Annotated in this window: 10 protein-coding genes; 3 read left to right on the top strand and 7 right to left on the bottom strand. The window is 63.9% G+C overall.

Going from position 1 to position 12,541, the window contains the following annotated elements:
• Positions 1–55 precede the first annotated feature (55 nt).
• Complete coding sequence (locus BSG09_RS02810; protein WP_092929864.1) at positions 56–811, top strand: dolichyl-phosphate hexose transferase; 756 nt, start codon at positions 56–58, stop codon at positions 809–811.
• 159 nt (positions 812–970) lie between these two features.
• Here BSG09_RS02810 and BSG09_RS02805 read toward each other — a convergent pair whose 3' ends face one another.
• From BSG09_RS02805 to prf1, 7 genes are all read right to left on the bottom strand, one after another.
• Positions 971–2,980: a DUF7846 domain-containing protein gene (locus BSG09_RS02805; RefSeq protein ID WP_092929862.1), complete on the bottom strand. Its 2,010-nt coding sequence runs from the start codon at positions 2,978–2,980 to the stop codon at positions 971–973.
• A gap of 21 nt (positions 2,981–3,001) precedes the next feature.
• Positions 3,002–4,615, bottom strand: coding sequence for an ABC transporter permease (locus BSG09_RS02800; RefSeq protein ID WP_092929860.1), 1,614 nt, complete (start codon positions 4,613–4,615; stop codon positions 3,002–3,004).
• Positions 4,612–5,778: an extracellular solute-binding protein gene (locus BSG09_RS02795; RefSeq protein WP_092929858.1), complete on the bottom strand. Its 1,167-nt coding sequence runs from the start codon at positions 5,776–5,778 to the stop codon at positions 4,612–4,614. The genes BSG09_RS02800 and BSG09_RS02795 overlap by 4 nt, the downstream gene beginning before the upstream one ends.
• A gap of 42 nt (positions 5,779–5,820) precedes the next feature.
• Positions 5,821–7,002: an alpha-1 4-glucan-protein synthase gene (locus BSG09_RS02790; protein ID WP_092929856.1), complete on the bottom strand. Its 1,182-nt coding sequence runs from the start codon at positions 7,000–7,002 to the stop codon at positions 5,821–5,823.
• A 7-nt stretch (positions 7,003–7,009) separates the two neighbouring features.
• Entirely contained in the window at positions 7,010–8,140 is a 1,131-nt protein-coding gene (locus BSG09_RS02785; RefSeq protein ID WP_092929854.1) for a lysylphosphatidylglycerol synthase transmembrane domain-containing protein, read from the bottom strand.
• Between the two features lie 194 nt (positions 8,141–8,334).
• On the bottom strand, positions 8,335–9,264 hold the full coding sequence (locus BSG09_RS02780; RefSeq protein WP_092929852.1) for an NAD-dependent epimerase/dehydratase family protein: 930 nt from the start codon (positions 9,262–9,264) through the stop codon (positions 8,335–8,337).
• Positions 9,265–9,360: 96 nt separating this feature from the next.
• Positions 9,361–10,620: a peptide chain release factor aRF-1 gene (gene prf1 / locus BSG09_RS02775; protein ID WP_092929850.1), complete on the bottom strand. Its 1,260-nt coding sequence runs from the start codon at positions 10,618–10,620 to the stop codon at positions 9,361–9,363.
• 169 nt (positions 10,621–10,789) lie between these two features.
• On the opposite strand from prf1, the gene minD reads away from it, so the two are divergent.
• Entirely contained in the window at positions 10,790–11,680 is an 891-nt protein-coding gene (gene minD / locus BSG09_RS02770; RefSeq protein WP_092929848.1) for a cell division ATPase MinD, read from the top strand.
• 295 nt (positions 11,681–11,975) lie between these two features.
• Entirely contained in the window at positions 11,976–12,509 is a 534-nt protein-coding gene (locus tag BSG09_RS02765; protein WP_092929846.1) for a hypothetical protein, read from the top strand.
• The last annotated feature ends 32 nt before the right edge of the window (positions 12,510–12,541 follow it).

Genomic DNA, 12,541 nt, shown 5'->3' with positions numbered 1-12,541 from the left:
TTTGTGTTTTAGGCAAACCTAAAAGTATAAATGTGGTCGGCGGTGAGTAGCGCCAATGAGTAGCGGGGAGCAGCCCGAGACGACGGAGAGAACCGACGACGCCGACGACCGATACACCTTCGAGGACGTCAGCGTCGTCATGGGTACCTACAACGAGGAGGAAGCGATCGGCAAAGTACTCGCGGACATCGAGGACGTCACCGACGGCAAGGCCGAGGTCGTCTGCGTCGACGGCTCGTCCGATCGCACGCCCGAAATCGCCCGCGAGCACGGCGCAACGGTCATCGAACAACAACCGCAGGGATACGGCGTCGCCGTCCATGCGGCCATCACGGAACCGGATCGACCGATCGTCGTCACGACCGACTGCGACGACACCTATCCGATGGAGCAGTTACCGGAGTTCCTCGAGTTGATCAACCAAGGCTACGACGTGGTCAGCGGCGACCGGCTCTACCACGGTGCCGAGGCGATGCCGGCGTTCAACCGCTTTGGCAACCATGCCTTCGCCGCGATCGCGAGCCTCCTGATGGGGACCCGCGTCCACGACACGACGACTGGGATGCGCGCCTACCGGCGCGAGGTGATCGAGTCGATCGAGTGGACGGAAAACACCGGCCTCTCGGCCGAACTCCTGATCCGGCCACTGATGCGGGGCTACGATATTCGCGAACACCCGATCGCGTACCGCGAGCGTGCTGGCGAGACGAAGCTGGATCCGCTGAAAGGCGGTGCTGAGATCGCGCGATCGATCATCAAAGTCTCGCTCGAGGAACGGCTCCGCGAGCTCCCTCACGAGCCGACACAGTAGCACTCGACGATCGTCTTTCGTTTTTGAGCGATTCGGACAGCTCACCGCGTCCTCGCTGAGCCGGCGATCGAACCCCCTCATACGGTCTACTGTAAGTCATTGCCGGTGCAACCGCAGGGCGGTCGCGGTTGCACCGGTACATCGTTACAGCAAACCGTATCAGTTCGTGTCCGGAACGGAAAGTTCAGTCCGGACGAACAGGCTATCCGTGGACTGATCGGGGATGTACGCCGCTTCGCCGCCACAATCACGGATTGAACTGCACCGTTCGACGTGGGGCGTCAGCGCCCGGACGGTCTCGTCTTCCGTTCGAACCGGCAGCTCGAGTCGGTAGCTGAAACTGCTGCCAGGCCCTTGATCGACGAACACGTCCACGACGATGTCGTCTCGGTCGTCGATGGGAAGCGGCTCGGTGCTGTCCCAGGCTGCCCCGTGTATACGCACGGTCTCGGGGGTGACGGTCAGTCGAACGGGCATCTCTTCTGAGACGTTCTCGGCAACGTAGGTGTCGCTGTCGTCGTCAGTCGTGACGGTCATCGTGACCCCCTCGGCTGTCGACGGGACGCCGACTGTGGTGTTCAACGCGACCGCGGAGCCGGCGACGTGGTCGACTGGCTGGAGCCGGGCCGCCTGTGGCGAGCTGGCATGCGGTGCCCAGGCACCGCGGTAGGCAAGCCTGTATAGCGACCGGTCGGGATACGCGTCGACGACGGCGAACGGCTGTTCGTCGAGCGCGTACACCCGTTGGCCGTCGATGTCCGGATCGTTGCGAAGCGCCTGGAACGGATGGGCGAGCCAGTCACCGTACGGCGTCGGGAGGAAGACGAGCGCTTGCTCGGACGGGCCATCCTCGAGCGGCGCGTAGACCTCCTCGTAGGTGTCGGTCACGGCCGCGTTCCGATCGAGTTTCTCGTCGACGGTCGTCGCCGTTACGCCGCCAACCGCGAGCGCGCTCACGAGCAGCGCCGCGACGAGCGTCACGCGTGCGGTCTCCGGTGTCAGTTTCCGGTCGGCCAGCCGGCGGGCCCCAGCGGCCAGCGCCAGCGCGCCGACGGCACTAAAGGTCGCGACCGGCACCAGCAGATCGAAGTGGTAGTACGGGCCGTGGGTGGCGATCAGCCCGTCACCGGCGCGCTCGAGGTCTCCGAGGATGTTGAAGTTGCCCCAGAAGTAGACGTTGCCGACGGGGACGGTGACGAGCAGCCCGGCGAGGATGGCCTCGCGAGGCGAAAGCCCGCGTCGGATGGTGACGCCGACCCCGACGGCGGCCACTGCCGCGCCGAGAATACCGCCCGTGATCCAGTCGGTGACGAACTGCGCGAGTACTCGTGCGTTCGCACGCAGCGCCAGCTCGAGCGTATAGTCGATCTCGTGGTTGAGGATCCGGCGCTGCCCGAAGCCGAGCCCGTCCAGCGGTGCAAACGCCTCGTAGGGAAACACCAACGGTGAGCCGGTTACGGTTGCGTTGTAGGCCAATGCAAGCCCGACGCCTGTCAGTCCGAACGCCGCCGTTGCGAGTTGTCTGGGGAAGGCGACTCGCGGCTCCCGAACGAGTGTCCAGCATGCGTGGACGATAAACGGCGTCGCGAACAGCACCGCCGTATACGGCCGCGCGAAAAAGGCCAGGCCGATCGCCGCGCCAGCTGCTCCGGCAAATCTCCAGTCGCCCGTCCGGTCGGCCCGGAGATAGCCGTAGGCAAACGCCAGGTTGAGCATCGTCGTCGGCGCGTACGGCAAGAAGACGGCCGATTCGATCACAAACAGCGGCGAGCAGAGCATGATCACGGCAGCCACAATGGCGGTTCGCCGGTCGAACACCTCGCGGACGATCAAAGCGACGAGCGCGAGCGTCGCGGCAGCGACGCCAACGAGCGCGAGTCGGTAGCCGCCTGCGACCTTCCCGAGTGCGAAGATGGCCGCAGGGACGGGTGCATACTTCGGATAGAGCCGGTCGCCGTCGTCGACGAAGAACCAAGGGCGGAAACTCTCCTCGACGGGCGGCCGGATGAACAGTTGCCCCTCGAGCAGCATCGCTGCCTGCTGGAGATAGACACCCTCGTCGTGATTGAGCGAGTGATACGGAAACGTTCGCGTCGCGAGCAGCCAGACCGCGAGGGCACCGGCAAGTGCAACGGCGACGACCGCCGCCCGCCATGTTCGTCGTCTCATGGGTCACTCGTCACAGTCGGATCACCGGCCATCCTGTGCGAGCATGACGGCCATCGACAGGCCGGAGATGGCGACCAAGACGAGCGCTGGAACCGCTGCCCGTCCGTACAGGCCAGCCTCCTCGATCTCCCAGATGTAGGTCACGAGCGTCTCGAAGCCAAGCGGGCGCAGCATCAGCGTTGCGGGCAGTTCCTTCATCGTCGTGAGAAAGACGAGTGCAGCCCCTGCTGCCACACCCGGCAGGATCAGCGGCAGCGTCACCTTTCTGAACGTCGCCAGCCGTGACCGCCCCAGCGTCCGGGACGCTTCGACGAGTTCTTGATCGACCTGCAACGTCGAGGTCTTGATCGAACCGATCGCCTGGGGCATGAAGCGAACGACGTACGCAAAGACCAGCAACGGCACCGTCTTGTAGACCGCTGGGAGGACATCGAGGCTGAAGCTGAGCAACGCGATCGCCAGTACGATCCCGGGCGTCGCATAGCCAATATAGGGCGCGCGGTCGGCCAGTTCCGCCAGCCGCGAATCCGACGTTGCCGATGTGAGCGCGATCGGCAGCGCCACGAGGATCGAGACGCCAGCAGCAAGCACGGCGACGTACGCCGAATTGAAGCCGTACTCCCAGCTGAACGTCAGTCCACCGCCCTGATAGCCCGGCCCACCGCCCGTCAGCCACGTCGCGAACAGCGCGATCGGGAGGACGATCGCCAGCAACGCGATGACGGCCGGCAACAGCAACACCACGTACCGCCAGCTTCCGAGCTCGAGGTTGGCGCTCCCGCGATGGCCACTGCTTTCGTACGCTCCCGACTCGTCGACGCCGATCCGTGACTCGAGTGCGAGGACGATCGCTGTCACCGTCAGTAACTGCAGCGATAGCAACGCCGCGTAGTCACGGGCGAATGCGTTGTACCGGGCATAGATGAACTGCGTGAACACCTCGACGCGCATGATGTTGGGCGTACCGAAGTCCGCAAAGGCGTACAGTGCCACGAGTAATGCTCCGGCAGTGATCCCCGGAAGGATCTGCGGGAGGGTGACTCGGCGAAACGCCGTCCAGCGGCCGGTGTTGAGCGTCCGTGCCGCCTCTACGAGCGAGCCATCGAGTGACAGCAGCGACGCGCGCGTCGTCAGAAACACGTACGGATACGTATACAGCGTCAGGACGAACGCCGCACCAGCGAACCCGTACACTGACGGGATCGACTCGATGCCAAGCGGCGCGAGGAGATCGGCGAATTCGCCCTGCGGCCCGAACGCCGACACGAACGCGAACGCACCGAGATAGCTCGGCACCGCAAGCGGCAGCGCCGCGAGGACGGTCCAAAACCGGGGGAACGGAATCGATCCCTGAACCGTTATCACCGCAAGCGGCACGCCGACGAGGACGCTCGCGCCGGTGACGATCGCGACGAGGGCAACGCTTCTCACCAGTACCTCGAGCGTCTGTGGGGCAACGGCGAGCTCGAGTGCTTGACCGCCGAGTCCGACGGCGTCGATGGCCAGCCAGAGCAGCGGCAGTACCAGCACGGCTGCGATGGCCGCAGCAAGCAGGGTGAGTCCGACGTCGGTTGCGCCGCTGTCGTCGCCCGTTGCGCGCCCGACAGTCCGTGCAACCAACCCGCGGATCGTCATCCTGAGACGCCAGCGTCGTCCATCAGGTCAAGCGTCGGTTCCAGGTTCGAGAGCTCCGCGAGGTCGATGTCCGGTGGACTCAGTTCGTCGATCGTTGGCAGCCCGCCGACTGGACTGACGCCGCTGATCATCGGGTAGGCGAAACTGACCGTCGCGAAGAACTCCTGTGCCTCCGCGGAGAGCAGGTGACGGACGAAGTTGTCAGCCAGTTCTCCCCGTGAAGTCCCCTTGACCTTCATCGCACCGGCGACGTTGATCAGCGCGCCGGCGTCGCCTTCGGTAAAGGCCAGATCGATGGGCGCGTCCGGTCGTCCGTTTTTCACACGCATCGCGTAGTAGTGGTTCGCGAACCCGGCCGTCAGCGCCTCGTCGGCGACCGCCTGTGAGACGGCGAATTCGTTCCCGTAGCGCTCGGTACCGGCCTCCCGCATGTCGACGAGCCACTGGCGGGTCGCATCTTCGCCCTCGATTAGCCGCATGGCCGTCACGAACGATTTGAACGCGCCGTAGGTCGGTGCCCAGCCCATCGTTCCCTGCAGGGCACTGGTCTCGGGGAACTCTTGGACGGTCGACGGAATGTCCGACGCGCTCAACTCCTTCGTGTTGTACGGGACGGCGCGTGCACGCCCAGCGACGCCGGCCCACGCGTTGTCGTCGCCGACGAACTGGCTGTTGCCCACCGGCTCGGTCGCTGTATCGGAGAGCGGTTCGTAGGCGTCGTTGTCCGCGACGAATCCAAGCGAGCTGGCGTCGATCGACCAGAACACGTCTGCCTCGGTCGCACCGGCATCGACCTCCTCGACGATCGTCTGGGCCAGCGACGATGACGAGTTGGAGCTTGAGTGGACGGTGAAATCGGGGTAAATGTTCTGGAGCATCTCCACGAAGTCGTAGTAGATGCCACCCTCGCCACCGCCGATATAGAGGGCGAGGTCTCCGGAGAGATCCGGAAGCTCCTCGATGGACGTCCCACCTGGTGCGGAACGCCCTTCGACCAACGTGCCCGAGCCCCGGAACTCCGACAGCGATGGTACCTCGGCGTTCTGTTGGTTGTCGAACATCCCCAAACAGCCTGCAAGCGAGGCGACACCGAATGCAGATCCTGCTCGCAGCGCGTTTCGGCGCGAAACCACGCGTTTTCCATTATCGTCTCTATTGTCCATCGTGGTGAATTTAGGCCGACCTAAATCCTTATAGCTGACGGTTCAATCGTCGGCGACAACGTGTGTGCGGTCGGTCTCGATCCCGGCCGTCGGCCGGAGCGCCGACAGGCACTCGAGCCACTCGAGCATGTATTCGCCGACGTAGTTGAAGAACGCACCGTTGTTGTACGACGACCAGTCTCCGTCGGCCAGTTCGTGGGCCATTGCCTCGAAGACGGCGGCGTAGGAGTCGGCGTCTGCACCTGCCTCGTCAATTACCTGCCAGAGGTGTTCGTTGAGTTCGAGGCCGGGCACTTCGTTATTGAGATCGTCGAAGGTGCTGCGCGGGGCCTTATTGTGCTCACACAGCGGCGCACCGTTGTAGATCCGGGTCCCGAGGACGTCACAGGCGCGCTTGAGGAAAACGCCCGACCAGATGTCGTCGAACCGGCCGACGTCCCACTCGTTGTCGTCCATCGGAAGCTGATAGAACGCGGGGATCACCTCACGCCGGAAGGCGAGATTCATCGAGCAGACGGTGAGGTAGTTGTCCCGCGCCGCGACGAAATCGTCGCCGAAGTCTTCGGCTGTGGTGCGAGTCTGTGCCTGCCCCTCGAGATCGCCATCCATGAGGATGCGAACGGCATCCAGATCGGGGACGTTGGTCCACAGGCCCTGCGAGGCGACGACCGACCCGCCGTCGATCTCGGCCGTGTCGGTCTCGACGGTCTCGTCCATCGCCGAGTAGGGGTAGCCACGCGGGTAGAGGCCGTGCTCGTCGGCGTTCTGGTAGAGGACGTTGACCCACTGCTCGTCGGAAGAGACTTCCTCGATCTCGCCCGCAAAGGCGAGGTTCTCCATGTGCGTGCCGAAGAAGTCCTCGTCGTCGTGGGGAAGAGTGTCGTCGTCGATGAAGAAGCCGTAGTCGAACTCGTCGTGGACCCACATGTAGAGCAAGCCAAAGCTCGTCTCGGCGTGGCTCGCCGCCGGGACGACGTGGCTGTACTCGGCGACGCCGTGGTCCTCGTACCACTCCTCGCGCCGGGAGCCGTCGAAGACCTCGCCGGAGACGCCTTCCTCCTCGAGCATTGCTTCCATCGCGTCGGTCTCACAGAAGTCCTCGGTGACGAGGACGACGTGGAGCCGCGAGAGGTCGAAGCCGTGCTCGCGGGCGTTTGCAAAGTACGAGCGCATGCACTCGTATTCCCGAATCGTCGGGACGATAACACAGATGTCCTGACTCATTGCCCGCTTATTTTTTAGGCTCGCCTAAAACACTACCGGTTTTTCGTGTCGCCTCCGGCTGTGTCGTTGCGTCCGATAGCGACAGTCCGAGCCAGGCCCCCGCGCCCACACCGCCGAGCAGCGTCACGCCGTTTTTCAGCGCGTGATCGACGATCGCAGCAGCCAAGGCTACGCTCGCGCCGACGGGCGTCAACCCGACCACGAGCGCCGTAAACGCCGCCTCGTAGAGTCCGACGCCGCCCTGCGAGAGCGGCAACACCTTCGCGAGATTGCCGACGCTGACTGCCAGCGTCCCAACTGAGAGCAACGCTCCGATCGAGAGCCCGCTGTCGAGCGCCCCAAGAACCAGTACTGCCGTGAGCACGTCGAGCGACCACACCAGCAGACTCCCGGCCCCGATCGTGGCCAGCGCTCGTGGCTGGCAGGCGACAACTTGCACGTCGGCTACGAATTGGACCGCGGCCTCGAGGACGCCTTCGAGCCATGGCCGATTCTGTCCCTGCGCGCGGAGCCACGCGCCGAGCCCGTGGTCGGCCCGTGCGGACGTGACGACGACGGCACCAACGCCGACGGTCGCCGTACTTACGACCGCCGCAGCCAGCAGGGCGGTCCGTGCGCCGCTGGCCTCGGTGACGACCTCGAGCGGGCCGGTTTCGCCGCCGACCGCGAGCCACGCCATCGCGAGCACCGCGAGCGTCGCGATCGTCGCCAGGTCGAACAGTCGCTCGACGGTCAGCGAGGCGAACCCGGCGGCATAGGGCACCTCCCGCTGGCGGTTCATCACGTACGCACGCACCGCATCACCTGCCCGGGCCGGAATCGCGAGGTTGGCCGTCTGGCTGACGAAGACGGCGATCGTCGCAACGGCAGTGTCACTGCGCTGCTCCATTGCCGCAAGCACGTCACTGTATCGTCGCCCACGAAGCGGCCACGAGACGACGTAGACGGCGACTGCAGCCCCGAGGACGACTGGATCGGCACTCGCAATCTCGGCGACGACGGTCCGGAGCTCGATTTCACGGACGGCAACGGCCAGCCCGGCTACGACGAGTATCGTCCCGGCGATCGTCAGCCGGCGGCGGGTCAGCGCTGACGCGACCCGGCTGTTAGCATTGGACTGCTCGTCACCGTCGGTCATACACCCCTCTCATGACTCCGCATATTTAAGCCCACCTAAAACTCGCGTGGACGGGGTCGAACCCCGCTCTCGAGGGCGTTTCTTCGAATGGGATCAGTTCTAGTTTCCGTGCTTATGCGAACACCGATCAGTTAGTGCTAGTGTCCCCGTGACCTGCCGTATCGTGCGGCGAGACACAGTGACAGCAGCCGGTCTCAGCGCAGTTCGTTGATGAGTTCGCGGGTCGACTGGCGCACTGCCTCGTCGCTCGAGCGGCGCGGTTCCCAGCCAAGCGCCGCGAGCTTCTCGATCGAGAGGCGCATCTTCGGGACGTCGCCGGTCCAGCCACGCTCACCACCGGTGTACTCTCGCTCGGGGTCGACGCCGAGTTCGTCGGCGACGATGGTCGCGATCCGGTCGACTGAGGTCGTCGTCCGCGTGCCGAGGTTGTAGGTGTTCATCGCGTCGTCGGCGTGTTCGACGACATGGCACATTGCGTCCAGACAGTCCTCGATGTGCAGGTAGGACTTTTCCTGGCGGCCGTTGCCCAGAATCGTCAGCCGCTCGGGATCGTCGAGCAGTTTCTCGATGAAATCGGGAATCACCGCGCCGCGCAGTCGCGGGCCGACGACGTTCGCAAAGCGGAAGTTCCAGACCGTCAGGTCGTGGCTGTGGGCCCGCGCCGAGAGCAGCCCCTCGTCGGCTAGCTTGCTCGCGCCGTAGGCGCTGATCGGCTCGAGCGGGGCGAAATCTTCGGGCGTCGGCCGCGGCGCTTCGCCGTAGACCGTCGAGGAGGAGGTGTAGGCAATCTCGGTCACACCGGCGTCGGCCATCGCCTCGAGGATATTCCGGGTCATTCGCGTGTTGTCGTCGAACTGGCCGTGTGGTCGATCCGTGTCGACGTGTTTCGACGCCGCGAGGTGGAACACGAGGTCGATATCCTCGAGGTGCCCTTCGAGGGCATCGGGATCGGTGAGATCGGCCTCGAGGAAGTCGGCTCCGTCGGGGATGCGATCGCGGTCGCCGTTCGAGAGGTCGTCGACGACGGTCACGGCCGCGCCGTCGGCGAGCAGGCGCTCGGTCAGGTGCGACCCGATGAATCCGGCACCGCCCGTGACGAGGACGCGTCGGCTCGAGAGAGACATGGTCGATGGTTTGCCGACGGGGTGTTAATCCTGTTGGGTTTCTCGGCGCGCCGGCGGCGCTTGTAAGAACGAAGAGCGGAGGGATGCTGGAGCCGTTTACACGCCGGTCGAGTATCGCAGAATGCCAGCGAAGCCGCCGAAGGCGTTGTAGAGCTGTTCGCCCTTCTCGAAGTCCGTCGAGATGAACTTCGTCTCGGTGCCACGCTGTTCGGCGATCTCGATGAGGTGGTCGATGGCGTCCTCGCGATCCTCGTCGGTCGCCTCGACCTCGGTGCCACACTCGCTACAGGTGTGATCGGGCGTCGACTTGCGCCGATCGATCACTTCGCGATCTGTATTGCCACATTCTGGACACTCGTAGGTGATGACGTCCTTCCGGAGGTCCTCACTGATCAGCAGTCGGTCGACCGCGCCCATCATCAGGTTTCGGCGGGTCTGCTCGAAGCCGTAGGTCGCCAGGTCGCCAGCGTTGAGTTCCTCGAAGAACTCCTCCATCTGCTGTTTGTCCTTCATCACCTCGGCGTCGGCCAAGGCGTCCTCGGCGTTGTCGACGAGGTCTTTCAGACCGGATTCGTCAGTATAGGCGACGTCGAACTTGCCGATGACGTTGTCCTGAATCTCGTGGTGGAGGTAGTCGCCGTCTAAGAACTCGTCTTTGGTCGGCGAGGGACCGCCAACGAGAATGCCGTCGAGTTCGTGGCGCTTGGGGACGAACAGGTCGTTTGCCATCCCTGCGACCTCCTGATAGAAGTTGTCGATGGCCTCGAGGCGCAGGCGGGCGAATCGCTGGGCGGACTGGCCACCTTTGCGCTGCTTACCGGGGACGAGCGAGGACGCAGACTTGACCGGTTCGATGCGTTTGCCCTTCAGCCAGCCGACGTTGGCCTCGCGGCGGTCGAGGACGATGAGGCCGTACAGGCCCTTGTCGGCGAGCATCTCCTCGAGCGGCTCGGTGAGAAACGCCGAGTCGCAGTGATACCGGAACGATTCGACAGGCTGGGGTGGACTCTCCAAGACCTTCGTGACCATGTCGGTGCGGCCGCCGCCGGAGTCGACGGCTCCCGAAAACAGCACCATGCCGTTTTCCGGCGGGTAGGTGTCGTAGTAGCGCAGCCGATCCTTGATGCTCGTCAGTGCGTCCTGGACGGCCGTTCGCGTCTGTTTTGACTTGATGTTGGCCGCTTCGCTGTGTTCCTGCGTGACGTGCTGGACGACGTCACTGACCTGTCTGTCCTCTGGAACGTAGATCGTCACGAGCTGCGTTCCGGAGCCGTCGTAGTCTTTGAGATCCTCGAGAACCTTCCGGAACTCGTATTTCTTCCGGTCGGATTGCTCCTGCTCGCCCTCCTGGCTCATTAGCCGTCTAAAACAGTGCTGTGGGTAAGAATCCTTTGACACACCTGCCGACTGACACGGAGTGCCGTTCGCTGTCATCGCTCCCGACATGTCGACTGCATAATCAGACGGGGGAAGTGTGGTCACGATTTAAGGTGGTGCCGTTCTAGGAACCGAACAGTAACCGAGTATGTCTCAGGAGACGGTATATGCCATCGCGAGCGGAAAGGGCGGCGTCGGGAAAACGACGACGACGGTGAACCTCGGGACGGCCCTCGCGGAGGCCGGCGAGCGCGTCGCCATCGTCGACACCGATCTCGGCATGGCGAACCTCGCTGGGTTCGTCAGTCTCGCTCCCGACTCGACCACCCTTCACGACGTGTTAGCCGGAGCTGCATCGACCGACGACGCCACCTATCGACTGGCGGATAATATCGTCGCCATCCCGAGTGGCACGAGCCTCGACGAGTACGCCGAAACGTCACCCGAGGGGCTTCGCGAGGTCGTCGACGACCTCCGAGACCAGTTCGACTACGTCTTCCTCGACGTCGGCGCGGGCATCAGTCACGAGACCGTCTTGCCACTGGGCCTGGCCGATGCTGTCGTCCTCGTCTCGACGCCCGAACCCGCTGCCGTCAACGACACGAAAAAGACGGTCGAACTGACCGAACGCTCCGGCGGCGATGTCGCTGGCCTGGTTCTGACCCGCACCCGTTCGGGGAGTGACATCTCCCATGACGACCTCGCCGACCGGCTCGAGGTCTCGCTCCTCGGGACGATCCCCGAAGACCCCGCGGCCCGCGAGAGCGTCTATGCCGGCACGCCGCTGGTCGTTTTCAATCCCGACGGCCCAGCGTCGGTCGCCTACCGCCGGCTCGCCGCGGAGCTGACCGACGTCGAGATTCAGGGCCCGGACACCAGCGACGGTGGCGAACCGGCCGGCGACGAACCTGCCACACAGGCCGTCGTCGAGACCGTCTCGAGCGACACGGAGTCGAACGAGAACGACAGTGACGATGGGCAGGAGGCAGCACACGACGAGGTCTCGAGCGCGATTACGGAAGCCGAATCGGATACCTGAGAGTGCTGTGACAGCGCTGTCTCGGCACGGGCAGACGACGATCTCGGGTGTGTCGGCACGATATCGATCGATAGTGCGACAATTGCCAGCAGAGCGGACCGCCGCCAGTAGGTGACGCCTACTCCCTCGTCACGGCTCGTGACAACCGCTCCCTTGATTATTCCGTGGCAGCCGCGACTCGAGTCCCAGCGGTGATTGCGTTCCCTCGAGTCGACCTGATTACCAGCTGACTGATCGGTGCCGATGTCGTTCACGTGCTGATTACTAATCATGTCGGGTATCGATGCCCTCGCGTATGGAGCGACGACAGATACTCCTCGGCAGTGGCACTGCACTCGCGACCGTACTTGCGGGGTGTTCCAGTGACGAGACAGACTCCGACTCTTCCGACGACGAACCGCCCGCCGGAAACAATGGCGACGGTAACAACGGCGACGAAGACAACGGCAACGACGGAGCCGATTCGGACGCGTCCGACGTCCCGGGTCTTGACCGCGACAAACTCAAAATCGACAGCGGGAAGGTCTCGATCAAAGACGTCAACAAAGACGGAGACAAGATCGACATCGTTGCGACAACGACCACGACCGATCCCGAGATGCTGGCTGCAGAAGTCCAGTCGCTCAGCCGGAGCCTCCAGAAGGCGATCACGGACCCCGAAGCGTTCAAAGCTGAGCTCAACAGCGTCACCTGGATGTTAAAGAAGGATGGCGCGAGGGTGATGTCGTTCTACATCGACGTGCAGTGGGCGATCGCGTATATCAACGGCGAGATGAGCGAGGACGAGTTCGTCCAGACCGTGCTCGACACCGCCGACGAAACGCCATAGAGACGATTACAGCGGCGCTGACACGTTGTTCT

This window comes from Natrinema hispanicum (genome assembly GCF_900111485.1).
Taxonomy (GTDB): domain Archaea; phylum Halobacteriota; class Halobacteria; order Halobacteriales; family Natrialbaceae; genus Natrinema; species Natrinema hispanicum_A.
The sequence above is the reverse complement of the archived record's forward strand: the minus strand, read 5'-3'. Positions and strand labels throughout refer to the sequence as shown.